At 55.0% G+C, this 23,445-nt stretch carries 22 protein-coding genes and 2 pseudogenes; 2 read left to right on the top strand and 22 right to left on the bottom strand.

The genetic code is table 11. The features are described 5' to 3' along the window. The first annotated feature begins 489 nt into the window (after nt 1-489). Entirely contained in the window at nt 490-1,731 is a 1,242-nt protein-coding gene (locus F557_RS0111930; protein WP_019002453.1) for a GTPase, read from the top strand. Nucleotides 1,732-1,888: 157 nt separating this feature from the next. Here F557_RS0111930 and F557_RS0111925 read toward each other — a convergent pair whose 3' ends face one another. The 5 genes from F557_RS0111925 to F557_RS0111900 all read right to left on the bottom strand — a co-directional run bounded on the left by F557_RS0111925 (nt 1,889) and on the right by F557_RS0111900 (nt 5,146). Next, nucleotides 1,889-2,158, bottom strand: coding sequence for a hypothetical protein (locus F557_RS0111925; RefSeq protein ID WP_019002452.1), 270 nt, complete (start codon nt 2,156-2,158; stop codon nt 1,889-1,891). Then, the gene (locus F557_RS0111920; RefSeq protein ID WP_019002451.1) at nt 2,115-2,555 is read right to left on the bottom strand and encodes a hypothetical protein; all 441 of its coding nucleotides are present in this window, start codon (nt 2,553-2,555) and stop codon (nt 2,115-2,117) included. The genes F557_RS0111925 and F557_RS0111920 overlap by 44 nt, the downstream gene beginning before the upstream one ends. Before the next feature lie 212 nt (nt 2,556-2,767). Next, entirely contained in the window at nt 2,768-3,328 is a 561-nt protein-coding gene (locus F557_RS0111915; protein WP_245539405.1) for a nitroreductase, read from the bottom strand. Between the two features lie 98 nt (nt 3,329-3,426). After that, nucleotides 3,427-3,960, bottom strand: a complete 534-nt coding sequence (locus F557_RS0111905; protein ID WP_026297892.1) for a methylated-DNA--[protein]-cysteine S-methyltransferase — start codon at nt 3,958-3,960, stop codon at nt 3,427-3,429. Nucleotides 3,961-4,228: 268 nt separating this feature from the next. After that, nucleotides 4,229-5,146: a TPM domain-containing protein gene (locus F557_RS0111900; protein WP_019002446.1), complete on the bottom strand. Its 918-nt coding sequence runs from the start codon at nt 5,144-5,146 to the stop codon at nt 4,229-4,231. A 299-nt stretch (nt 5,147-5,445) separates the two neighbouring features. Between F557_RS0111900 and F557_RS0111890 the strand changes: the two genes are divergently transcribed. Continuing rightward, nucleotides 5,446-5,847 carry an HI0074 family nucleotidyltransferase substrate-binding subunit gene (locus F557_RS0111890; RefSeq protein ID WP_026297891.1) on the top strand — a complete coding sequence of 134 codons (402 nt, stop codon included), beginning with the start codon at nt 5,446-5,448 and terminating at the stop codon, nt 5,845-5,847. Between the two features lie 290 nt (nt 5,848-6,137). Here F557_RS0111890 and F557_RS0111880 read toward each other — a convergent pair whose 3' ends face one another. The 17 genes and pseudogenes from F557_RS0111880 to F557_RS0111800 all read right to left on the bottom strand — a co-directional run bounded on the left by F557_RS0111880 (nt 6,138) and on the right by F557_RS0111800 (nt 23,269). Beyond that, nucleotides 6,138-8,051, bottom strand: a complete 1,914-nt coding sequence (locus tag F557_RS0111880) for a tetratricopeptide repeat protein (RefSeq protein WP_169335195.1) — start codon at nt 8,049-8,051, stop codon at nt 6,138-6,140. 196 nt (nt 8,052-8,247) lie between these two features. After that, complete coding sequence (locus F557_RS0111875) at nt 8,248-8,466, bottom strand: hypothetical protein (RefSeq protein WP_019002442.1); 219 nt, start codon at nt 8,464-8,466, stop codon at nt 8,248-8,250. A gap of 42 nt (nt 8,467-8,508) precedes the next feature. Then, a pseudogene (locus F557_RS23670) lies at nt 8,509-9,948 on the bottom strand (VWA domain-containing protein); the annotation flags it as partial. A 429-nt stretch (nt 9,949-10,377) separates the two neighbouring features. Beyond that, nucleotides 10,378-10,764: pseudogene (locus F557_RS23665) on the bottom strand (VIT domain-containing protein); the annotation flags it as partial. Nucleotides 10,765-10,766: 2 nt separating this feature from the next. After that, nucleotides 10,767-11,177: a MerR family transcriptional regulator gene (locus tag F557_RS0111865; protein WP_019002440.1), complete on the bottom strand. Its 411-nt coding sequence runs from the start codon at nt 11,175-11,177 to the stop codon at nt 10,767-10,769. Nucleotides 11,178-11,208: 31 nt separating this feature from the next. Further along, on the bottom strand, nt 11,209-11,466 hold the full coding sequence (locus F557_RS0111860) for a hypothetical protein (protein WP_157617865.1): 258 nt from the start codon (nt 11,464-11,466) through the stop codon (nt 11,209-11,211). Nucleotides 11,467-11,569: 103 nt separating this feature from the next. Continuing rightward, nucleotides 11,570-12,727, bottom strand: a complete 1,158-nt coding sequence (locus F557_RS0111855) for a toxic anion resistance protein (protein ID WP_019002438.1) — start codon at nt 12,725-12,727, stop codon at nt 11,570-11,572. Nucleotide 12,728: 1 nt separating this feature from the next. Continuing rightward, entirely contained in the window at nt 12,729-15,077 is a 2,349-nt protein-coding gene (locus F557_RS0111850) for a YceG family protein (RefSeq protein WP_019002437.1), read from the bottom strand. Nucleotides 15,078-15,082: 5 nt separating this feature from the next. Beyond that, complete coding sequence (locus F557_RS0111845; protein WP_019002436.1) at nt 15,083-15,784, bottom strand: AIM24 family protein; 702 nt, start codon at nt 15,782-15,784, stop codon at nt 15,083-15,085. A 13-nt stretch (nt 15,785-15,797) separates the two neighbouring features. Beyond that, nucleotides 15,798-16,589 (bottom strand): TerD family protein, encoded by a 792-nt coding sequence (locus tag F557_RS0111840; RefSeq protein ID WP_019002435.1) that lies wholly within the window; start codon nt 16,587-16,589, stop codon nt 15,798-15,800. Nucleotides 16,590-16,780: 191 nt separating this feature from the next. Next, the gene (locus F557_RS0111835; RefSeq protein WP_026297889.1) at nt 16,781-17,836 is read right to left on the bottom strand and encodes a cysteine protease StiP family protein; all 1,056 of its coding nucleotides are present in this window, start codon (nt 17,834-17,836) and stop codon (nt 16,781-16,783) included. Continuing rightward, on the bottom strand, nt 17,836-18,966 hold the full coding sequence (locus tag F557_RS0111830; protein WP_019002433.1) for a phosphoribosyltransferase domain-containing protein: 1,131 nt from the start codon (nt 18,964-18,966) through the stop codon (nt 17,836-17,838). Before F557_RS0111830 ends, F557_RS0111835 begins: the two co-directional genes overlap by 1 nt. Continuing rightward, the gene (locus F557_RS0111825; protein WP_019002432.1) at nt 18,959-19,936 is read right to left on the bottom strand and encodes an HpcH/HpaI aldolase/citrate lyase family protein; all 978 of its coding nucleotides are present in this window, start codon (nt 19,934-19,936) and stop codon (nt 18,959-18,961) included. Before F557_RS0111825 ends, F557_RS0111830 begins: the two co-directional genes overlap by 8 nt. Further along, complete coding sequence (locus F557_RS0111820; protein WP_019002431.1) at nt 19,933-20,721, bottom strand: hypothetical protein; 789 nt, start codon at nt 20,719-20,721, stop codon at nt 19,933-19,935. Before F557_RS0111820 ends, F557_RS0111825 begins: the two co-directional genes overlap by 4 nt. 21 nt (nt 20,722-20,742) lie before the next feature. Further along, on the bottom strand, nt 20,743-21,741 hold the full coding sequence (locus F557_RS0111815) for an ATP-grasp domain-containing protein (RefSeq protein WP_019002430.1): 999 nt from the start codon (nt 21,739-21,741) through the stop codon (nt 20,743-20,745). A 198-nt stretch (nt 21,742-21,939) separates the two neighbouring features. Then, on the bottom strand, nt 21,940-22,560 hold the full coding sequence (locus tag F557_RS0111805) for a TerD family protein (RefSeq protein WP_019002428.1): 621 nt from the start codon (nt 22,558-22,560) through the stop codon (nt 21,940-21,942). A 127-nt stretch (nt 22,561-22,687) separates the two neighbouring features. Beyond that, entirely contained in the window at nt 22,688-23,269 is a 582-nt protein-coding gene (locus F557_RS0111800) for a TerD family protein (RefSeq protein ID WP_019002427.1), read from the bottom strand. Between the last annotated feature and the right edge of the window lie 176 nt (nt 23,270-23,445).

Below are 23,445 nucleotides of genomic sequence, written 5' to 3'. Positions count from 1 at the left end.
TTCTTTTGTAAACCAGGGCACAATCTCCGTAAAATCCGTCCTGCGCCAGAAGCCCAGTCGGAAGGCCGGATTCTGCCAGCACCGGTAATTCTACCAATTTATTACAGATTTTCAATAAAAACTAGCTCGTTAGTCAACTTTTTTACAATATTTTTAAATCAAATATAACAAACTTATAATAAAACCTATCCGTTTAAAAATACAACATAAAAATCCGGTCTGCCAGCGTATTTCCGGGAAGAACTCTTCAGGGGCTTCCGGATTTCCGGGAATCCTGCCCCGCAGTGCCGTCCTCCGCATAAAAACTGTGTAATCCTTCAAACAATAGTCCGATTTACCGGCAGGATCCGCCGCTTCAAAATATAATTGACTCCGCCGCATTTCCGGAAACATTCAGAGAGGAGTCTCAGAAAATGAAGCTCTCTCCCGGAAGGCGCCTCCGCAACCAGCCCCGAAAACATCCCCAGCCATGCCGAACAGAGGAAAACAGTGAGCACCTTTAACACCAATGTACTTATTCTCGGAAAGACCGGTTCCGGCAAATCTGCCCTGGTAAACTATCTCTACGGGCGGAATATTGCCATTGCCCGGGTAGGAAAGCCGGTAACGGAACGCGGTCTGCACCGGCATCCGCCCTTTCTCTGGAATGATATGCAGGTATCCGTATTTGACAGCTGGGGACTGGAGTCGAACCGTGCCGCTGACTGGAAGGCGGATCTGTACTCCGCCATGCGGGACTGCGATCAGAGTCCGGACATCGCCGACTGGTTTCATACGGTAATCTACTGCTGCGATGCCCGGAAATCCCGTCCGGACGATTTTGAGCAGGAGCAGGTGCTCAGCGAGCTCCGGCAGAAGGGAGTGCGGATCATCTTCGCCCTCACCCGCTGGGGACTCTGCACCGACCGTCAGAAGGAAAGCATGCGCACAGCGCTTCTGAGTCTCTATCCGGACCTGGCAGCCATCCCGGTGGAGGCGGTAAGCCAGAAGCTCAGAAACGGCACTACCACTCAGGTTCAGGGACGGGAAGAGCTGTTCCGGGAAATGTGCATCAATCTCCGGGACAATCTCCTCAGCCATCTTTTTGCTGCCGTGCGTCAGGAAATGCAGCTTTCGGTCAGCATCGCCAAAAGACGTACCATGGAGGTGTTCGAGGAGCTCTCGGGCTCGCTGGGCGTCTTTACCGTCTACGGACAGGAAATGCATAACACCATCCGGGAAAAGGCCACCGCCTTCTATCTGGAGGAAATGAAACGGATTTACAGCCGTTTTCAGGAAAAGATGACGCAGATAAACACCATGAGCGCCGGGGTTATCAAAGGCTATACCGGCATTGATCTTGCCCATGAGGAAGTCGATATTGCGAAGGTCACCCGGGAAAAGCTCTCCCGCCTCTCGGGCTGGAACGGCGCCGTGGGGGAATATGTCCGGACCTGTGTGATGAGCCTGGTAACCGGCGGGTATTTTCAGATCCGCAAAAAGGAAAAATACCGGGAAATGCTGGAAAAATCCGTAAACAACGTGAATTTCGAGCTTCTGGACGGGCTGGACAGCTACACCACCCGGATCTGGCAGGATGAAAAGCTGGTGCGGGAGATGTTTCTTAAAAAACTGGCCGCGGAACCCTGTCCCCCGGAGATAATCACCGCCCCGCTTCCTGAATCATTCCCGGCAGCCCCGGTCAGAGCGTCTTCGAAAGCCACTCTGTTACCAGGAGAACAGTCCTGCTGAAACACTGAGCCATCTATCACCGGAGTCTTTTACAGACAGGTTCTGTGCCGCCGGATAAGGGAATTTTCTGCGCTCCCGATGGATTGCGCTCTATTTTTTCTTCACTCACTGTCAGCGACACGGCTTATAGCTTCCCCTGACGGGTCTCAGAAGCAGTCTAAGATTTTTTTCTTCGGCTGTTAGCCGCCTCCAGAAACCGGCGGAGCATTTCATTTGCCAGCAGCTGTTCACGCAGACGCTCCGGAAAATTAGCTGCAAAATCCTCCAGTGAACACCCTGCGTAGAAATCTTTCGGGAGCTTATTAGCATACTCTCCTCCGCCATAGCTGCCGGCGGAGCTTCCCGGCGTAAAGCAGTTATAGTGAATATCCGGAGAGCCCTTTTCATGAAAACGCAGAGTAATGCAGAGTAATGATGTCGTGCTCATGATGCTCCTCAAGATCATCAACAGCGAGCGGGATGTCGCAGTGCAGGAACTTCAGACCTTTATCACAGGCAAATTTCTCAGCGAAGGTGCCATACTCGCCGCGTATAAGAACCTTGTTTTTACGCATTCTTTTATCATGCTTCGGCGTAGTGGCAACTGCTTCCACAGTCCTGCTGAGAATAAGGCAGCTGATGTTCGGAAAAGACTCCAGATATCCGTCTCCAAGTCCGGTTATTCCTTCTTTGACACTCAGAATGGTGTACTGATTTCGCCAGTCATCATCCATTGTTGGCCATGCTTCAGCGTCTTCCCTGCAAAGCTCCCCCTCTCCTTCCACCTCAAGCAGCCTGTAATGATTTATATAGACAGTTTTTTCATTGTGCTTTGAAAAATACATTGCTGTTCACCTGTATTCTCAAAAATTTTCCTGATCAGCACCCCGGACAGCAAAAAGATATCTGAACCTGAAAAACGAAGGTTTTGCCCGGTCCCTATACTTTCATCTATCCGCAAAATTCGTAAAAACGGCCAGATGAGCAGTCTTTACATGCCACTATAGTGTTTTGATTTCCCACCGGCTGGCTGAATAATCACACCAGCAGGAATCTATCATTCTGCCCAGAATACTCTGCCGTCTTTTCGTTTTGCGGCCTTAGGCATATCTCCGTCAATATACCCCACTGCACAATGAGCTATCCCTTCCCATTCGCCTGTAACACCAAGATCCTCTAATATCTTCTGGTAATCCGGCATCTCGAATTCTTCCTTTGCCCGATGAATCCAGATGCTGCCAAGACCCAGTGAATGTGCCGCCAGCATCATGTTTCCCATGACAAGGCTTCCGTCATATACACGGGTCGCACAGTTCCTGTCTGCAAGCACGATCAGGATGACCGGAGCTCCATAGAAGGGATCAAAGCCCTCCTTCCAGCCGCCGATTCTGCAATTATCCGCAGCCAGCCGGTCCCTCAGGGCTTTGTTTGTTATGGCCACCGTAATGGTTGCCTGTTTCCCCCTGCCGTTGGCAGCATACAGACCCGCATTAATGATTTGCGCAATATCTTCCTTTGCAGGCATATGCGGTTTGAACCTGCGTATGCTCCTGCGTTCCTGCATTGCTTTGATAATCTCGTTCACTGGCTCATTCCTCCTCATAATCGATTCTTTCAATCTTGAAAATAACCGGCCCTGTTCCGCCAGAGCTGGCCATCAGTTCATTTTCTTTATCCCCGCCGTCAGTGATGGCAGTGCGGGACCACAGGGCATGCTTAAAGTGCCGTTCCTTTCCCGGGCACAAACAGCCTGTTCATATCCGCACCTTCCATTTCAAGGAGCTTCACTTTCTTGTCAATACCGCCTGCATATCCGGTCAGGCTGCCGTTTGTGCCTACAACCCGGTGGCAGGGAATAATGAGCGAGATAGAGTTATGCCCGACCGCTCCGCCGACCGCCTGTGCGGACATTTTTTCAATGCCTTTTTGTTTCGCAAGACGTGCGGCAATCTCACCGTAGGTCATCGTCTGCCCAAAAGGAATGGAAAGCATAATCTCCCAGACCGCCTTGCGGAATTCCGTAGCCTTCATGTTCAGAGGCGGCGTAAAATCCGGTGCCCTGCCGCTGAAATAGATATCAAGCCATCTGTCAGTCTGTTCAAATACCGGAAGCGCTTTTTCCTCATGCTCATCTGCAAGGCAATCCTCAAAATACTTCTGCCCGTCAAACCACAATCCGGTTAATGCTTCTCCGGAAGACGCCAAAGTGATACTGCCAAGCGGGGAGTCATAATGATGCGTGTATTCCATTTCTGCTTTTCTCCGGTGCGTAGTCCTTCAAATCCGGTATCGCGCCACCGGCAGCTATCCGGAAATACAGACCAGCTGCGCTGCAGTTTAGCATTTACCGCCTGGGCATTCCCCGGATCCGGCCAGCTCTCAGAATCCTCCTGCCTCAGGCCGGCAGGTCCAATGTAAACGGCTCCCTGTTTATGATACCTGCTTCTGATACTTTTTTCTGACATTCCGGAATGCCACTCTGACAATTATGAAATCTGCAATGCCAGACTGAAGGCTGTCAGCGGCTGGCCCCGCCGCCACGGCTGCGTCCGCCGCCATGACTCCCCCCGCGGCTGCTGCTCCGGTGCCCGCCGGAATGGCTGCTACTGAATCTGAAACCACGGTGGTATCCGGAACGCCCTCCGCCTGCAATATTGCCCTCGGTAAAAAAATAAACAAAAAGCAGGAAGGCATCCGCGATTGCCAGGAAAAAGAAGATGGGTGCCTTTATGATACCCGAGTCAATCCGGCCCTTTAGCTTTGGGGGCTCTTCATAAAATTTTGAGGTTCCTTCCCGGAAAACCGGATCTGATTTTCCGACATTCTCGGGAATCTCGTTCCGGTAGCAGCGGTAGATTTCCCGGGCCACGGCATTCCAGGTTTTAACCGCGGCATTGTTCCATCTCCTGGCTCTCATGTCTTCCGTCGCATAGTCATCCAGTATTCTGCCGGCCATGGAGTCCGGAATGCAGGACTCAAGGCCGCTGCCAGTACGCAGTACCACATGCGGCGTCTCGGTGGTAAAGAGGATCAGGGCCCCGTTGTTGCGTTCCCGGCTCCCCAGCCCGATTTTATTAAAAAGAAAGGTGGCCAGTTCATTAATGTTCGGAGCACGGGTCTGTATACCGGTAGCAGCATATTCCGGAAGAGTCCTGAAGGTCGCTACAAAAATCTCGCCGCCGTTCTTAAGCTGGAGCTTCCGGGATTCCCGGTTGAAATAATCATGAGTCTCCGGCGACAGCACCCCGGCCGCATCCAGAACGGCAAACTCGCGAATCTCCGGAAGTCCCTCGATAACTACTGAAGCACCAGGAAGATCTGCGGTATTGCTGCAAAAAACAGCCATCGCAACGCTCAGAAAAAAAGTCGCCACGCCCAAAAAAACAACCTTTACGGAAACCTTGCTTTCGGTGCCCCTGTCAGCTGTACTTTCCATAGGCCTGCCATCCCTCCGCAATTACACTCCGTACCGCCCAGCACTGTTCCGGCACTCCGGAATAGCCCTGGAGTCCCCTCTAAGTCATGTCCGGAAACGTTCCTGACACTGTCATCCTTCAAAGAATATCATGATCCGGGACGGAAAGTCCGAACACCGTGCCAAAAACGTTAATTTCTGACATAATTTTCCGGATGGGCATTTATGGACAGCAGGATTTCTGGAAACGTCAATACTGACCAATGCCGGATAACACAGGCTTGCTAATAAATTTTACAACCGGGGCACAGTCTGAAAAAATGGCTGTGCTACAATGCCGCGAAGTAGCGGTGGAAATTAAGGCTGATTTTAAGCAGACCACAGAAAGCGAAATATACAGAACCGGAGTAATAGCTCAGTTCAACCTGACATTTGAGCTTTCCTGGAAAGCTCTTCAGGAAGTACTGAGAATTCATGGCGTAGAAGGAGCTGATATTTGGCCCCCTAGAGAGACTCTTCAGCTTGCCTACAAGGTTGGCTTTATTTCTGATTCTGCAACATGGCTGCTGATGCTAAAAAAGAGAAATCTCTCCGCCCATGTATACAATGAAAACGAGGCTGATGAACTTGTGTCCCTAATACGGGACAGTTTCATTGCGACGTTCACCATCCTGGAAGAAACATTAAAATCAAAAATCGCAAATGCAGATAATGAACTTTAGTTAGATTCCCTACCCGCAACCCCCGCCTCCCGGAACCGGCAAAAGGCAAGAGCGTATAGCCTTGCCCCGATTTACCCTGTAGTGTCTGGCATAGCGCGCAGGAATTCCCTTCTGTTCAATGGTACCTGAAACAATGATGGTATCAGACTGTATTATCCGGGAAGCCTACAAAGGAGGGAATGGCGGGAAAATGATATCCCCTGCTGCCTGCAAAGTCCGTACCCCCAGTAACGAAAAACTCCGCCGGGAGCATCCCGAACGGAGTTCTTTTTCCGGAAAAGGCAGCCGCACTACCAGTCGGTTCCGTAAATCTCGTGCATGTTTTCGGCCGCTGCCCGGGCCTCCTTGATTTCCTCCGGCTGCAGGTGATACTCAAAGGAATCCTGAAGCTCCTGAATGCTCCGGTATTCCTGACTTTCAGTATCTCCGGCCTTCTCCATGCTGATACGCACCACGAGAAGCCATTTCAGAGCCTCCCGAAAATCAGGCTGCGCCCCGCGTCCGCCCTCGGCAAAGGCGCGGGCAAGTGCCATCTGAGCCTCCTGACTGCCCAGCTTGGCTGCTTTTTCATACCAGCTGTGCGAAACTCTGGCGTCCTCGATGCCAGAGTTTCTGGTACCGTAAAGACTTCCCAGTCCCAGGTAGGCCGGAGTGTAGCAGAGATCGGCACTCTTCTGATACCAGGCATCGGCCAGAGCATTGTTCCGGATACTGCGATCTTCGGCAGTCTGATAGATGTGCCCCAGCTCGAACATGGATTCGGCATCCTCTCCGGCCTGAGCGGCCCTGGAGAACCAGAGTATGGCATCTCCGTAATTGGCACCGTATTCGGAGTTTTCACTGACACCAAAGCCTGAAAGAGCATCGAAGGCCAGCTCCTTCATCATCGTGACATCTCCGGTGCCCGCCCGCTTGAGCTTTTCTTCATGAGCCAGATGTCTGAGCTTCTCGGGGGTATAGTATTCCGGGAAATCCACCCGCACCGGCTCCGGAGCCTCAGGATCCGCCACGACGTCTTCCGGGGAGACGGAAGTGCCGTTATCCGGATTCTGGGAATACAGAGCACTGTCTCCCGTCTCCTGCCGGAGTTCCGGAGATACTTCAGGAACGGATTCTCCGTCCGGTATTCCGGCCGCCTCCTGCGCTTTCCGGAGTTCCTCCTCCTTTAAGCGCCGCCGCTCCTCCAGCTGCCTGCGGATAATGGCGGCATGGGCAATTCTCTCCTTCTCCAGCCGCTCCCGTTCATAGGATACCCGGTTGACCACCACTCCGGAATCCAGAAGATCCGCCAGAGTCAGCATGGCTGCAGGACTGTTCTTTTCGATAGCCAGAATAAGATAGCCTACGGCCTTGGAATAGTCCTGCGAAACCCCCACCCCGCTCTGATAGATATCTCCCAGAGCCAGGAGCGCGTCCACATCGCCGTTTCTGGCGTTTCTTTCATAGATGCGAACCAGATGCTGAAATACTTCTGCAGCCTTTTTCGGATCCGGCTTTATGGTGCTGCCGCCCAGGGTATAGAAGGAGCTCAGAGCCTCCAGGGCCTTGACATAATCCTGTCCGGCACTCTTTTCGTACCAGAAAATCGCCCGTTCATCATCAGCAGCATGCCTGAGTCCGTCGGTAAAGTACAGCCCCATCTGATACTGCGCCTCGGGATCTCCCTGCTCTGCCTTGAGCATGTAGCCCCGCACCCATTCATCAAAATAGTTCTGAGCCCGCACCTCGTCCTTAGGCACTCCGAGTCCCCGCTGGTAGATGGTGCCCAGAGCCAGAAGAGCCTCCGGTTCCTGTCCGGCCTTTTCCAGCCATTCCCGGGCCAGGCGGTAATTATGCTCGACACAGGTACGGGATTCTCCCGAGGGAGCAAAATATAAAAGCCCCAGCTGCACCTCTGCCCTGACACTGCCGCGTTCTGCAGCCATACGAAGATACTTCAGGCCCTTGGAGGAGTTCCTGACCGTTCCCAGTCCCGAAAGATACATTTCTGCGGTGCGAAACATGGCCTCGCTGTTTCCGGCGTCAGCAAGATTCCGGTAGTTCTCCAGGGCATCCTTGTAGCTTTTGGCATCATAAGCCAGCCGCGCCCGCATTTCATAATCCTGCATGCTGAAATACCGGGACGCATAATAGCCGCCAATGAGAGCAGCCACGGCAATGCAGCCTCCCAGAACGAGGAAGAGTCTTCCCTTCCTGGATGACAAAAGTGAATTCCTTTCAGCGCCCAGACGGGAATACCAGTCCCGCCAGTCTGACAGAAAACAGTTATAGATTTTTTTCCACTTCTTGGCCATAGGTAAAAAAAACAGAACTCCGAAACGTTTCCAGCCGCCATCAATGCTTTACCTGGAATAGCGGCAAATGTGATTTTTGTAACAGAATTTTAACAGAAAAATGTGATTAATGCACCGAAATGTAAATATTCTCCATAAGCCTCTTTCCGGAACTTCCGCCTGTAAAAAGCCCTTTGAAAGTCCCTCTGCCTCCTCCTTTTTTAGAGCAGGAAATCCCCGGAGCAGCATCCTTTGCCTCCCCCTGAAAAGCCTCTCCATAAAGACCTCTGCCGGAAAAATCACCAATACGAAAAAGGCGGCCCGCCCGGAACCGCCCTGCTTTCATTTTATGCCATTCCAAAACGCCGGATGATCCCGGCTCCGCTGCTTAGAACTCCGCAAAAATGCGATCCATCAGCAGCTGCTCCTGCGGCGGCAGAAGTCCCTTTTCGGCGGCAGTCAGCCGGCTGTAGCTGCGGGAAATGAACTCCGCGGCCGGGGTCCCGCCGAAAAGCCCCTGACATTCAGCCCAGAGACGTCTCAGGAACAGTACGAACAGAATCCGTTCCGGAACCCCCTGAGCCACCAGGTCCGCAAGAAGGGCCGCCGTGTCCTCAGAGAGTCCGGCGTCCTTAAGAGCCGCCAGGGTCTTTTCCCCAAACAGCTTCTTCACCTCCGGAAGCGCCATCCCGGCCAGAATGTCCGCAAATCTGTGCAGAGCGCCGTCACAGCGATCCTGGGGCTCCTCGCACACGCTTACATCTGCCGGGGCCGTCATCTTCGCTGCCATAGGACTGGCCATGCGGCTCATGGCCATGCTCATCATGCCCATAAAGCCCGTCATAGCACCGCCGCTTCCCCCCATCATGGCGGCGGAAGATGCCGACATGCAGCAGGCCGCAGCCCCCATACCGCCTCCCATAAAGCCGCGGGGCGGCATCTGGGGCACCGTCCGCATTTCGGGGAGATCAAGGCTGTCCGCGTTTTCGTTTTCCTTAACAAGGATATAGTTGGTCAGGCTGGTCACCAGGCTGTAGCTCACGGCCAGCTCCTGCGCCGCATCGTCCTTCCGTCCGGAAATCCTCCGTCTTGTCGCCATACGGGCCAGATCCGAGCACGGGGTCTCGTCTCCGGATTCCGGCAGGCTGACGCTCCATGACCAGGATCGGTCTCCGGAAACGGCCCGGAGCTCTGTTTTCCCGGCAGGCTTTTCCGGGAAACGGGCAAAGAACACGGCAGTATCTCCGTGGAAAAGATGGAGATTCTTTTCCGGCCATACCCAGTCAGGAGTTACCGGCCAGATGATTTCCGAATCCATGACCGGGAGGCACATTCTCTGGAAATGCCGGACAATCTTCTCGGCCATGTCCTCATTAGGGGTGACAAACTCCGGCATGCCCGCCGTAACCTCCGACAGCTTTCTTAAAAGACCTTCGGAAACGGCAGTGCCCACTCCGACAGTGAAGACCCGGCATCCCGAACTAACCGCCTCGTCATAAAACGAGGAGCTTTCATACACCTCGCCGTCGGTAATCAGGAGAATATCATGGAGCGTGCCCTTTTGAGATTCCCCGGTTTCGGATCTGTAGGCCGCCCGGAGCGCCTCCTCCAGGTTGGTGCCTCCCATATCCGCATCCATCACCTCCAGAAGCCGGGAGGCCTCCTTTACGGATTCCGCACTGCGGGGCCGGGGAGCCGCGAACAGCGGCTTTACCTGGCTGCCGAACCTGATAATATTAAAGCTGTCAGTATCAGAGAGCCGGTTCAGAATCTCCAGAAGCGCTGTCCGGGCCTGACGTATGGAATCCCCGGCCATGGAGCCGGAGCAGTCGATAATAATGTCCAGAATCCGGGGGACGCTTTTAAGCTCCGTGCCGAAATCTGGAGTCATGGCCACCGCAGCGACATAGCCGGTACCGTCACGGCCCAGAGCACCATAGGGAACCGGTGCGGTGTCGGTACGGATCTCCAGCACAAAATCCCGGTCGGCATAGGCGTTTACCAGAAACTCCGCTGCTTCCTCCGTATCCCGGCGCTCCGTCTCATGGGTCGGACAGGAAATGCGGCATTTCCGGAGCTCTCCGGCAACAGCTATCACGCAGCGCCAGGCATTCTGTGCTGTCAGGGAGGTTACCGGAGCCTGATACTCCTCAATGCCGGCCTTTGCAGGATCGCCGAATTTCGGTGCCACCACCGAAGGCAGGAAAAACCGGAAAAGACTGCCGTTCCAGATATTGAACATTGCATAGCTGAAGGAAATCTCGACCTTCTGCCCTGCCAGAATATTCCCCACGCTCATGCTGTAAAGCCCTTCGTCGATCTTTTCCAGCATGCAGGCGGAATCCCCCTTCTCCACGGCGCTTTCATAAACCTCCCGGGCCTGGCTCTTCTTCATAACCGTGCCGCGGCGGGTCTCACCGTCGATGGTGACAGTAAAATCCAGAAGCACTCCCCGGAGCGGCAGCGGGAAGGAATAAATCGCCTCGATATTTTTCTCCTCCCGGTTTTCGTAAAGCTGGGTCACGGTAACCCGGGAAAACACGTCGCCGATACTGCCTCTGACATCAATGCCGGCAAGAGGCACCGGATGACCGTTTTTGGCTTTCAGAACGGCGTATTCACCGGAGTCTTTGCTGTTTGTCATTTTTACTCTCCTTCAGTTTTGTTCAGAACCCGCAGGATCCGCTGAACCATATCCCGAACCTCCTCGGGACTCATGCCGGACTCTGCAGGATCGATAACCAGTTCCGCGCCGGGACGCAGAAACACATGACTCTTAACCGTAAACTCCCCAGGAACCGGAGACCTGTCCGGCACTGCAATCAGGGAAGCCGCGCCGGAAAGAAGATCCCGGATCCGCCGCAGACCGATTCCGGCCTGCTGCCATTTCCGGATCTCCAGAAGTCTGTCAAGATGAACGGGAAGATAGTAGGCTCCCCGGTTGGCACCCTCCGGACCGGGCAGAAGTCCGCTCTGCATATAATAGCGGATCGTCCGTCTGGGAAAACCGGTAAGCGCGCTCAGATCTTCAAGTGTAAAATGCTTTTCTTCTTTCATAATTTAAATCTAACACCATTACTGTCAGATTTCAACTGGCTGATATCCCCCGTTTTTCCAAAAACCCCGTCAGGATCTCAAAATCAGATTCCGGAAGCGCTCCTGACCGCCCGGCAATGGTGATGCCGGAAACCTGGGAGGCAGGAATTAGCGGAAACTGAGAAGCGGCCTCCCGGAAGCCCCCGCCTTCCTGTTCAGGACGGGAGCCGGAAGAGGAAGCGGCAGCAAAATGTATCCCTGCGGGGGATTTGGCACCGCTGGCATACATTATCACTAAAGAAAACGGCATCCACCGAAAGTCTTCAGTGAATGCCGCTCATGCCCCAACCGGGGTTATGCAGTGTCATAATTAAAGCCCCGCCGGCTTCTCTCCGCCCCTGCGGGATCCCGGACTATTTTCTGTCCGGCATGTGATACTTCTGGCTGAACTCCTGCTTTATGACCTCCAGCCGCTTGGCATCCTCGGTACGCTTCTTCCGGGCGTTCTCCTGAATATTCCGGGTCTCCTCAATGCCGCTTACGATGGTACGCCAGGTATTTTCCAGGGTTTCGATCTTGATAGAGCTTCCCGAGGCCAGCCTGGTAGCCATCTTGGTCTGCTCCACGGTATTTCTGGCATTCCGGATCAGAAGCTCATTGGTCTTGGCGTCCAGAGCTGCCATGGATTCGGCCTGGAGACGCTGTCTCTTAAGCATAATGGCCTGGGCAATGGCCTGCTTGAACACCGGCAGAGTAACCACGAAGGCGGAATTGATTTTTCTGACCAGATTCATATTGGCAAAGGCCATGGTCTTGATCATCGGAATGGACTGCATAGCCACGCTTTCCGCCATTCTGAGATCCTGGGTACGCTGCTCCAGCAGCATAAGACACTGGTTCAGGTTGTTAAGCTCAAACTGAATAGAGCTGTCTCCGGTGCTCTCCAGATCCTTCTGACGCTGGGCGATGTAGGCCTCCAGCTCCCGGCAGCCCTGTTCGCCCGCAAGAATGTACTTTACCAGGTCATGATAGAAATTAACATTGGCGTCAAACATGGTCTCCAGTTTGCGGTTGGCCTGGCGAATCTCGGTTTCGTACTGCTTCAGCTGCACGTAGATCTTCTCCACCTCCTCGCCCATGGTGTGGTATTTGGCCAGAAGCTGATCCAGCTTTTTCCGGAGATTCCCGAACAGCTTTCCGAAAAAGCCCGGGGTTTCATCCTTAAGCTCCTCGATGTCGAACTTCTCCATAATCTTGGCCAGGGTTGCCAGCATTTCATTGGAATCATCCAGCTGAGCCATGCTCATGCCGTTCAGCACCACATCGGAGGCCTTGGAGATTTCCTCAGCCACAGTGGCCCCGAAGCTCACAATGGACTCCATGTTGTTTACCTCAATGGTGCTCACCAGCGCATCCACCTCCTGAGACCCCGTCAGATCCGCATTCATCTGATTTCTGTCGGCCACAATGTCGTAGGTCTTTACCTCGGCAAGCTCAGTGCCCGCAGCATCCTCCGGAGCTGTTACCACTGCGTCCTGCACCGGGGACGGTTTTTTGAAATCGAGTCCCATGTTATTTCCTCCACTTAAAAATAGAATCAAGCCATGACGAACGTTTGTTCGCATCCGGCTGCGCCGCCACAAAACCCGGGGCTTCCAGATCAAACACATATTCCCCGATCTCGTGGGGAACTGCCAGGCTGCGGCTGAAGTGCCGCTCCGCGCACTGGTAGCCGGTTGGCACGAAAAAGAGCACATCAAAGCCGATCTGACTTAAAAAAGCCACCAGGATGTCATCCTCCAGGGACGGCGCCGTTTCTCCGGTGACCAGGCAGATCAGCTTGGGATTCTTCCTGGTAAAATCGAACCTCTGAATCAGCCTGAGGATATTCTTTTCGAGATTCAGGGCCACGGCAATCACGGTATACTCCATGCCGTTTTCGAAGGTGCCTCTGATAAGCTTCTGATCAATAAGCCTCTGGAGGCAGTCCAGAATATAGTCCTGCACCGGCTCCCTTAAAAAGCCGTACTGATAGGCCCGGTGGGATTTTATGAGGGATTTCTGAAGCCGGCCGTTTTTGAAAAACTCCGTGGCAAAGGGCTTCACCGGATTATCGGCTCCGGACGCGCTTCCGGAAAGATACGGAAAGCCTCTGATAACCGCCGTATCCGGAGTAATCAGCTTTCTTATGCCGTCCCAGTACGCCGGAACGTTGCCGTCCTTAACACCGTTAATAACGGCAAAAAGCACCGGCAGGGTCACTGTGCCGTCCCGGACGCTGAAATTCGGGCGGAACTTAAGCTCCTGATCCCAGAGAACGGGAATCTCCTCGTACATCGTTTTAAGAAGCAGCGGCACCGCGCTGGAATACTGCTGATTCCGGTAGATTCCGGTATCCTCAAACAGCGCAGAGTCCAGATCCCTCTCGGCATGATAGGCGGCAGTGCCCATGGAAATACCGGTTTCCGCCTCCGGATAGGCAGTAACCTCCAGCGACTCCTCATACCGCACTTCATAAAGAAGGGGATCCTGAAGACAGCACTTCTGCCGCAGATCCGGACAGAAGATCACCACATCCGCCGGCAGCCGGGCCAGAAACCGGCAGAACAGCGCCTCGGGACCGTAGCGGCAGCCCCCCATATGAAAAAAGCACCCCACGGCCAGAGGCTCCCCGGTTCCAAAAAGATCCCGGTGAAAGCGCCGGAGCCAGCAGATAAGGTAAACACCGCGGCTGGTCAGCCGGCTCAGGTTCTCCTCCTGGCGGCTTTCCTCCAGCATAAGCTCTGTAAAGGCCTTGCGGGCGATACGGCGGAGCTCCCCCGTCAGAAAGCTCAGATTCGGCAGGAGACCGGCAACAAGCTCCCTGATATTCCGGGAATCGCCCCTGGTAACAGCGGCAATCTCCTCGGAGGACGGCGGCGCTATGCCGGTATCCGCAATAACGACCTTTCTTCCGGCCGCCAGGAGATCCTGACGCAGCCTGTAGAGATCATTGAGATAGGTAACCCGGTCCTCCGCCCCCGCAATCCTGAAAAAGCAGTTCGAAAAGAACTCCGGAGCCTCCAGTCTTGCGGCCGGATCCTTCCGGAGATCGTCCAGGGGCTTTCCGGAAATCCAGGCATTGGTACAGGGGGCAAGCCGGGGCTTTTCGCCAGAAATCCGTTCCAGCTCCAGCTCCTCCTGAATATCCTGCCGGATCTGCTTCAGGCTGAAGGACTCCGGAAAGGCGGTCATGCCGGGAAGGCTGAGCTCGCAGGATTTTGCGGATGCGGGATCCAGAGCGCGGTACCCGGCATCCCCCCGGTACTGCAAAAGCACGATGTCGCAGCCGGCCAGAAAAAGCACATTAAGCAGCAGAAGCTCGTAGTTTCCGGGCTCTCCCTCATAGAGGATCCGGGGAATCTGCTCCGATCCCAGCCGGGATACAACTCCCTCGAAACGGTAGTAAAGCCAGCACATGAACTTGATGTAGGCATTCCGGAGCATCCCGCCGGTCTTGCCGTTCTTCCGGAGATCGTCCAGAGTGCTGTATACCGCCTGGGCTACCAGGTCTCTCGCCCGGGCGTCCAGCCGGGGCAGCCATTTCACGAGGCTGCTATCAATGAATTCGGGGGTCATCTGAAAATCCCCGCCCATCATCTCGTTATAGTACGAAAGGTTGGCGCTGTCGGGATTTTTAAGACCGCCCTCGATAATCACTCCGCAGGATCTGGCCGCTTCATAATACCGCCGGATAAACCCCCGGATCTCGGGAGAATAGCCGTTTATGCGATAAAAATATCCGCCCTGATCCCGGCGATTGCCCCGCTCTGTGAAAAAATCATCCAGCTTCGCTATTTCCGCACGCTTCAGCAAAACCCCAATCTCCATTAAGCTGCCAGCCGCTGCCGTCCCGGAATCCGGAACGGTCCCGTCTGCCATTCCAGTTAGTCAATACCCACTCTGATGCCGCCGGAACGCTCCGAAGGCTGTACAATTACCGTCACCGGCTGCCCGCCGTGCCATTCAAAGGAATAGGACTCTCCGGAGGCCTGTCCGATAAGGTTCTTCCAGTTCACATCGGTCTTGATGCCCGGATCGCAGTCTCCCCGGCCAATCCAGCAGATCACCGCATCCGGATCCACCGAAATGGTATTTCGGGTTTCGATATTGCTGAGCACCAGGGGGTTTCCGTCCGAAAGCACTGCCACATAGGCATTCTTTCCTCTTCCGGTCAGAGTGGAGGTAGCCAGCCCCTTCTGGGAAAATATGCCGGTACCCAGAAAACGCACCTTGTAGTCGCAGTCCTGGGTGAAGGCCAGAATGTTTTCCGATTCCACCGAAATCACTTCCCCCTCCTCCAGCCGGTAGATAACCACATGCTGGCCGCAGTTGGCATAGTAGGTTACGGAATCACCCTCCATCATCACCTTCATAAGGGGCAGGTTCTCTCCGCTGACCCGGCGCATCAGGGAGCCCATAAGCGCCCGTCCGATACCGCCCTCCGGTCCCAGAAGCAGCTTTTCAAACTTGTAGTTCTTGGTGGGGCTGTCCCCGGCAATGAAGGAACCGGCCTTCGTGAACAGCACATCCCTGCCGGTACAGGTCACCTTCAGCGTTAATTCGTTTAATGTTTCAAATGAGAGCATTCGGCAAATCTCCTCAAGCTATTGCCACACCGTAAACCGCACACTGGCCCGCCAGATCCCTGTTGACGCCGTTTCCCACGGGGTTGAACTTCCACTGCCCGCTGTGAAGATAAAGCTCCCCCAGAGTCATGGAGGTTACATTCTGATAATACTCCTCCAGGCAGTAGCTCAGAAGCTCCTCCCCGGTATCGGCGTCCAGAAGCCGCACGTACGTATCCTTAAGCATGCTGAAATTCAGCTTTCTTTCAAAGGCCTCGTGAATGGAGACCACAAACACGATTTTCTGAATCTCGGGACTGAGCTTCCCCAGATCGGCACTGATCACCTCCCGATCCTGTCCGCCGCCATCCTGGGACAGCGCCACACTCCGGTCGGGACTCACCTCCTGGCCGTAGAACACAAACCAGTCGTCCCCCGGCACCCGGCCGTCAGCCCGCACCAGAAACGCGGAGGCATCCACATCGCACCGGGCATCCCGGATATTCCACCCGAAGCAGACCCGGAGACGGAGAGTTTTGCGGTTCCCGCTGTTAAGCGGAGTCTTCTGGCCCTTGCGCAGGGGATGTCTGAGTGCAGGTACCGGAATATCGGGAAGCGGCATCCCCGCTCCTGACGCCGGAGCCTGAACCGGAGACTGCACCGGAGCCGGCCGGGCCGGTGCCCGCACCGGCTCCATAGCGGCAGTGCCGGTGCGGTTAAGCCCGGACAGTGAAGTCCTGGTAAGCGGCGGAAGATGCCGGGAATTCAGAGTGCCGATATTCGCTCTGGTAAGAGGAGGCGTCGTCCTGTTTGGAATATTGATCATTCGTTAACCTCTGTATAGCCCGCCGGACATTCCCGGCAGGATCCGCCCGCGGGAAAGCGCCCTTCAGGGAAGCGGAATCAGTCATATTATCAGATGCTGGCTCCGATGCCGCAAATATGCTCTCAAAACACGATCTCCGGCATAATTTCCGGGAGCGCGGCCCTGATTCCGGGCGGGGGCTCTCCCTGTCCTCAGATATCGGAAAGATTCTTTATAATTCCGCAGACCTTGTAGTTTCCGAGATCCGTCCGGCTGATTTCGCAGGGTACATTCTTTTCCTGACAGAGCTCGCGGATGTGGCGGAGCTCCGGAGAAGCGGCATGGCGCTCATTCACAATAACCCGCCACGGCACCCGGCGGAGCAGCACCCGGGTGGCCTCCCCGATGCCGGGCTTGATAAAGTTGATGTCCGAAACCCCGTAGGCCGCGGCAATGCCCCGGGCCACCGCAGGACCGGAAAGGGAGCCCGCCGGGGGTTCCGGAAGCGCCTCAAAATCGAAAAATCTTTCAATGGCGGAAAGAAACTCCAAAGAGAGATCCTCGGATCTGAGTTCCCCGTAGTACGCCGCGCCATGAAAATCTCCGGGCCCGATGATGTCGCTTCTGAGAAAGGTTCTGCTGATAAGGCCGGTAACCGTGGCATTAAGACAGGAGGAGGGAATGAGAATATCCTCGTGAGTGCCCGAAAGCTCCGTGAGATTTGCCGGATCCGACACCGCCCCGAGTCCGGAATCCACCTCCGGATAATCCCGGAGCGCCTCCCGGAGCTCGGTGAGAATGGCCCCCTTCCCGATCCAGCCGTCCACAAACTGCACTGCCCCCGGGGCATGATGCTTCAGAATGTAATCCATGGCGTTCCGGTCAATACCGCGGCCTCTGATGATGGAAATCGCATAATGCCGGATATCCAGGCCGTATTTCTGCCTAAGATAGCGTTTTATCAGGATCCCCACGGGAATGCCGGCCCGGGCCAGGGAAACCACCACGAGATCCCGCCCCTTTCTCCGGTAGAGCTTTTCGGAAAGGACGGATACCGCCCGGGCCGTGCTTCCGGCATAAACGGCAAGAGCATTTCTGTAGGCTTCAAGATACTTTTCGGAAGGCCGGTATTCCAGAGGCAGCATTTCACAGTAATGCACCCCCTGCTGAATATACCGCTCGCGGACGGAGGCCGGAAGCGGCTCCACAAGACCGCTGATATCCTTAAGGAGAAGGGTGACATCCTCCTCCGCATAACTGCTCCGCATTACTGAAAATCTCCCCATTTAACAAGCGCGATATTTGTGTTCCCATGCTTCCGGAGCGCCGCCACAAGGCTTCCGAGCCCCTCCGGGCACGGTGCCGCATCGGTAACAGCCAGCACCCGGTCATAGCGCTCCAGATTATAGATAAAGGTTCTCCGGCTTCTGTCGTACAGGCTGACCAGAGTTTCCCGGCTGTGCAGGGGATAATCCGGATCCGGGGAGACCTCAATGGGGCTTCTGGTGGTGGCATGAAACCGGACCTGGAGATCCGGTCTCTCCTGCTCCAGCCGGGCCCCCAGGCTGAGCCCCGGATACATGAACTCCTCGGTCCCCAGAACCAGAACGCGGGCTCCTGCCGGAATGCCGGCCGGATCCAGATAGCCCATAGCCTCCTCCGTAAACCGTTCCGTAAGCGCCCGGATCTCCGGAACCGGAGCCGGCAGTCTGGCGTTCCAGTAGCCCTCCGTCCGGAAAACCGGCACCGCTGCACCTGAGTCAGAAAGAGGCTCCGCCGCCGTCCTGAGGTAGGTATCGCGATCTACGGAGTCAATCCGGTACTGAAAAGGAATCCTGAGAAGATAATCGCAGTACACGCCCTGCTCCTGGAGCTCTCTGAGCCGGGTGTCCGACATGCTGTTCAGAATGGAAACAATGCCGAAGCGGAGCTCCTGATCCTGATATCTTTCACGGAGCAGCCCGACGATGTTCATAATGGTGTTGCCTGTGGTAACCTCGTCCTCGGCAAACACAATCCGGTCAGCTCCGGCAACAGCCGCATCCAGACCGTTTACGGCCAGCCTCTGTTCCGTGGCATGACTGTGCGCCTCCGTGAAAAACAGATACTCCGCCCCGGGGATATCCTCGCGGCTGGTGGCATAATACCAGGAAGCATTGCCGGCCATCAGTGCCAGGGCCGCCCCGATGGCCGTGGCCGTCTCGGCAAAGCCGATAACCAGCAGCCGTTCGCCGGGATACCGGGCCCTTACCCGGGCCGCAGTTTCGGAAAACACGCCCATGGCTAAAGCGGGAGATACGGGAATGTGCTTTCCCTGCAGGGGGTTCACATAAAGATATTTTCTTTTGGGGTTGTTTTCTCTTCTGGCCACCGTAACCAGATCCTCAAGCCTAAACATGTTCCTGCCTGATTCCGTAGATTTCCGCCAGAAGAAGGATCTTTGCCGCCCAGTTGCAGTTGGTACGGACTTCGTTCATTCTTTCGCCGCCGGAGCTTTTGCCCACCTGAAGGCCGCTTTCGTCCCAGCTGAGGATGGCCCGGGCATCCTCGTAGTCCCGCTCTGTCACCTTCAGCATTTCATTCACCACCGGAATCTGCCGGGGATGAATCACCGTCTTTCCGATAAAGCCGTTCAGGATATCCATCCGGAGCTCCTTCTCGAGCCCTGTGCGCCATTCATCGTTCGCACCGGCGAAATACTCCCATACCGGCCCCGAAACCACATAATCACGGGAAAACACGGTAATGATGTCTCCCAGAAGCTGACCTATGGGCAGAATGTCATAGATAGTCTCGTTCACATGCCTGCGGGCTGCAAATTCGTTGGAAAAGTCATTTCCGCCCACCCGGACATTCAGGGTGAGATCCTTCACGTGATCTATCAGATCCCTGATAGCTCCCAGCATCTCGGCCCGGGTTCTGAAATCGACAATGTCCCCGCTTTCCAGAATCGGCATCATATAAACCGTCCGGCGGGCCCGGTCATTGACCTTCCGGATCGCCTCGTTGTAGAAGGCGGCATTGGCTACGGTGTATTTTGGAAAAATGAATCCGGTAAAAATGTCCTGATACGGGCTTATGATGTCGAACACCCGTTCCGCCTGCTCCGGCTCCCGCACCCTGACAAAAATCCGGGGCACGTACATTTCCTGCTCCCGGGAGGCCGTGCAGATCTGCGCCAGAGTATCCCGCACCTGTTTTTCCGCGAGCGTTACCAGATCCGGAGAAATCGTATCCTCCAGGCAGAGCGCCAGAGAATACCGGGAGCCCAGGTCTCCGCCGGTAACCCGTCCGGCCACCTTGCTGTTCAGGGCCGGAGAATACAGCAGTGCACCCACGCTGTATTTTTCCTTTACATTGTCAATCACGTGTTATTCCTCTGAAAAAATGCACTCCTGCCCCCTGAAAGTGTTTCCCGGAGCTCCGTAAGCCGGTCGCAGATCGTGTCGGAAAACACTCCCGAACAGACGATTCTTTTTCCGGCAGGAACAAAATCCGGAAGACCTTCGGGGCAGAGACAGATATCGGCCGCGCGGAGCATCGGGATATCAAACTCGCTGTCACCTGCGGCAATATAGCCCTCATGACCGGACCTGATCTGGTACCTCCTGGCCGCCGCCCCCTTGTTCAGGGAGCGCGGAAGGCAGTACACCTTCCGGGAATCCCGAAACACCGCCAGATGCGCGGCATCGGTCTCCCGGACCAGAAAGCTGTAAAGCTCTGCGGCACTGCCGGTCTTCACATAAAACATGAAGGGATCCCGGGACACCAGGGAATCCGGAGACACCATGCCGCGCACCAGCTCCAGGGCAGCATTATATTCCGATCTGTCCCTTCCCGATATCTCCAGGGATTCCGCCCACCATTCCGGATCCGGAACCCCGTCCCTCAGAAGAACAGCACCGTTGGAAACCAGGGCATCATGCCAGCCCAAAGCCTCCAGAGCCGGGGCCAGGCGGGCATACTGCTGGCTGTTTCTGGTAGTAAGGGGCACCGGGAGCAGCCAGTCCTGAGCACGGTAGAAACCGGCTGTCCGGGCTGTCATAAAGCTCTGATTTCTTCCGTTAAGCATTTCCACCCAGACCCGGTCTCCGGGAATACAGTGCCGGTGGGAATAGATCAGTGTATTGTCCAGGTCGGTAAAAAACAGCATCTCCGGTCCTCGCTTCCGAAACTACAGAAGCACCGGGAGCTCCACATGGGTGACATACCGCTCGTCCCGGCAGATCTCCCACTCCCGGTCAATCCCCAGAAGCTTGTTTACCGCAATGGAGGGGATGTTTACCTTCCCCGCCAGACAGGCCATCTGGACCCCGCCGGACATTCTGGTGTTAACCTCCAGAAAATACGGCTTATCGTCCAGATACTTGAACTGGATATTGCAGGGGCATTCCAGCTTTACAGCCCGGTATACCTCCCGGGTCTTCTCCAGAATATCCTCCCGGAAGGAAAGCCGCTCGATTCTGGAGGAATCCTTGATCCGGGGCAGCATAATAAGCCCCCGGGACGTATTGAGGCAGTCCACGCTGACCTCGTCACCGGACAGATTCGGCATCACCATCAGAGGAGAAAACTCCTCTCTCTCGGAAAGAGCCTCGAAGACCGCATCATAGGTCATTCTGGTATTCTGCTTCCTGAAGAGCGCAGCATACCCCCGGCGGGTGTTGTCAATAAGACGGTAGCTTTTGCCGCCCTCGTCGTGAACAAATTTGATGCAGACCTCCCGGAATTTGCCGGAAAGCTCCCGGTAGGCCTCGGCAAAGCCGGAAGGAGTGGTGACAATCCGGTACTCGGGAATAGTGGAAACGCCCCGCCGGGCCAGCTCCTGGTAGGCCCGGTCCTTGTAGTTGAGAATCTCCAGGATCCCGTAGTCATCCGCCATAACCTTAACGCCGGCAGCCTCGAAATCGGCCTTTCTTCTGCTGACGGCCAGCATTTCACGGCGCGGCATAAACACGGAAATCTCGTGCTCCCGGCAGAAATCAAGGCAGAAATCCGCATAGTCGTTTCCCTTAAGCGCGGGCTCCTGATACCATTCATCGCAGACTGCCGAAAGCACGGAAACCCGGTTTTCGTTGGAGCCGACAATGCGGAAGTCCGGATTATCCTCCTTTATCATGCTCATAATGTTGTATGCCGCGCTGAACCAGTGATTGAACCAAACCTTTACCATGCTGCCGTCCTCCAAAATTCTGCTCTAAAAAACCGCGTAATAATAGCAGATTTCCGCCAGGATATCCGCAAAACCGCACTGCCGCAATGCAGAAAAACTGTGAAAAATGCCCTGTAAAGGGGCATAAAAAAGCTGAAAAGCCACAAAAAGAGAAGGAGGCTCCGCAAGCCTCCTCCGTTTTATCACCTGCCGTCAGCGCTAGGCGTAGCGCTTTATGAACTCGTTAATGGAGCCGTCGGTGGTTCCCTGTCCTATGGCATTGAACTTCCACTCGCCGTTATGACGGTACACCTCCCCGAACACCATGGCGGTCATGCCGGAATAGTCCTCGGTCAGGTTGAAAATGCACATCTCCTGGCTGGTGCGGGCATCAACCAGTCTGATAAAGGCGTTCCGGATCATCCCGAAGTGCTGCTTGCGGGACTGGGCGCTGTAGATGTTCACCCCCATCAGAATACGATCATACTGAGCCGGCACGGAATCCAGGTTGATGACAATCTGCTCGTCATCCCCCTCTCCGGCTCCGGTCAGGTTGTCGCCCATATGCTTTACAGAACCGCTCTTGTGCTCAAGATTTCCGAAATACACCACATCGGATTTCCCCTGAAGCTTCCCGTCCGAAAGCAAAAGAGCAAACGCGTCACAGTCAATGCTGCTGCCCCCCGAGCCGCCGCCTGAAAACAGGGATGACAGAAAGCCGCCGCCCCCGCTGCTCTGCCGGGGCGCCTCGTCCCAGCCGAGTCCCACAATCACCTTTGAAAGACCGGCGCTGGTTTTGGTCAGGCTGACCTTCTGTCCTTTCTGAAGTTTTACCGACATTTCTGAATTCCTTGTTTGTATGCTGTGTTTTCCGGGGTGCTATTCCGCCCCGTCACGGAAAAATCCCCTTATTGCCGGCGCATTCCGGAGGAAGGCCTGGGCCTCAGGGGATCCCGGTCGCCTGCTGTCAGGCGGCATCAATGCCGTAATGAGCGCAGAGTGCAGCCAGACCGCCCTGGAAGCCGCTCCCGATGGCATTGAATTTCCACTCGCCGTTGTTCCGGTAGAGCTCGCCTACCACTACCGCGGTTTCAATGGAGAAGTCCTCGCCCAGATCGAAACGGGCAATCTCCTGACCGTTGGACTGATCCACAATGCGGCAGTAGGCCTTGGATACCTGGCCAAAGTTCTGCTTTCTCTGATCCGCCTCATAAATGGTTACGGTAAAGGCGATTTTGCCAATACTCTCGGGAACCTTGGAAAGATCAATATCGATCTGCTCGTCATCGCCCTCGCCGTCGCCGGTGCGGTTGTCGCCCATGTGCTTTACGGAACCGCTCTTGTGCTCAAGATTGCCGTAGAAAATGAATTCGGCATCAGACGGACACTTGCCGCTGGCATCAGTCATGAACACGGAGGCATCCAGGTCAAAATCGGTGCCGGAATCAAACGCATTAACATCCCAGCCCAGACCGACCATAATCTTGGAAAGCCCGGGGTTGCCCTTGGTGAGACTGACCTTCTGACCCTTTGACAAATTAATAGGCATAATGAACTCCTGAAAATAAAACTCTGATTTCCGGCAGAAGCCCCGGAGACGGGAGTTCCCGGAAGACCTGATCTGAGCGCCTCCGGATGACCGTCTCCGCACCGCCGGGCTCCCGAAATCGAAGGCCGGCCGCCGGTTTGAAGTGATTATATTTTTCCGGAAAAAAAACTGTCAAC

The organism is Succinimonas amylolytica DSM 2873 (assembly GCF_000378405.1).
Taxonomy (GTDB): Bacteria; Pseudomonadota; Gammaproteobacteria; order Enterobacterales; family Succinivibrionaceae; genus Succinimonas; species Succinimonas amylolytica.
Note: the sequence above shows the minus strand (reverse complement) of the source record. Positions and strands in the feature narration are given on the sequence as shown.

Bases quoted from the DNA above. Each gene is read 5' to 3' on its own strand.
- F557_RS0111805 (WP_019002428.1), bottom strand. From the start codon at position 22,560: ATGTCGGTAAAACTTCAGAAAGGACAGAAGGTCAGCCTGACCAAAACC.
- F557_RS0111860 (WP_157617865.1), bottom strand. From the start codon at position 11,466: ATGCCGTTTTCTTTAGTGATAATGTATGCCAGCGGTGCCAAATCCCCC.
- F557_RS0111820 (WP_019002431.1), bottom strand. From the start codon at position 20,721: ATGCTGTTTTTTACCGACCTGGACAATACACTGATCTATTCCCACCGG.
- F557_RS0111830 (WP_019002433.1), bottom strand. From the start codon at position 18,966: ATGTTTAGGCTTGAGGATCTGGTTACGGTGGCCAGAAGAGAAAACAAC.
- F557_RS0111840 (WP_019002435.1), bottom strand. From the start codon at position 16,589: ATGATCAATATTCCAAACAGGACGACGCCTCCTCTTACCAGAGCGAAT.
- F557_RS0111900 (WP_019002446.1), bottom strand. From the start codon at position 5,146: ATGGAAAGTACAGCTGACAGGGGCACCGAAAGCAAGGTTTCCGTAAAG.
- F557_RS0111850 (WP_019002437.1), bottom strand. From the start codon at position 15,077: ATGGCAGACGGGACCGTTCCGGATTCCGGGACGGCAGCGGCTGGCAGC.
- F557_RS0111905 (WP_026297892.1), bottom strand. From the start codon at position 3,960: ATGGAATACACGCATCATTATGACTCCCCGCTTGGCAGTATCACTTTG.
- F557_RS0111815 (WP_019002430.1), bottom strand. From the start codon at position 21,741: ATGGTAAAGGTTTGGTTCAATCACTGGTTCAGCGCGGCATACAACATT.
- F557_RS0111920 (WP_019002451.1), bottom strand. From the start codon at position 2,555: ATGTATTTTTCAAAGCACAATGAAAAAACTGTCTATATAAATCATTAC.
- F557_RS0111925 (WP_019002452.1), bottom strand. From the start codon at position 2,158: ATGAGCACGACATCATTACTCTGCATTACTCTGCGTTTTCATGAAAAG.
- F557_RS0111875 (WP_019002442.1), bottom strand. From the start codon at position 8,466: ATGAAAGCAGGGCGGTTCCGGGCGGGCCGCCTTTTTCGTATTGGTGAT.
- F557_RS0111845 (WP_019002436.1), bottom strand. From the start codon at position 15,784: ATGCTCTCATTTGAAACATTAAACGAATTAACGCTGAAGGTGACCTGT.
- F557_RS0111835 (WP_026297889.1), bottom strand. From the start codon at position 17,836: ATGCGGAGCAGTTATGCGGAGGAGGATGTCACCCTTCTCCTTAAGGAT.
- F557_RS0111890 (WP_026297891.1), top strand. From the start codon at position 5,446: ATGGCTGTGCTACAATGCCGCGAAGTAGCGGTGGAAATTAAGGCTGAT.
- F557_RS0111800 (WP_019002427.1), bottom strand. From the start codon at position 23,269: ATGCCTATTAATTTGTCAAAGGGTCAGAAGGTCAGTCTCACCAAGGGC.
- F557_RS0111855 (WP_019002438.1), bottom strand. From the start codon at position 12,727: ATGGGACTCGATTTCAAAAAACCGTCCCCGGTGCAGGACGCAGTGGTA.
- F557_RS0111865 (WP_019002440.1), bottom strand. From the start codon at position 11,177: ATGAAAGAAGAAAAGCATTTTACACTTGAAGATCTGAGCGCGCTTACC.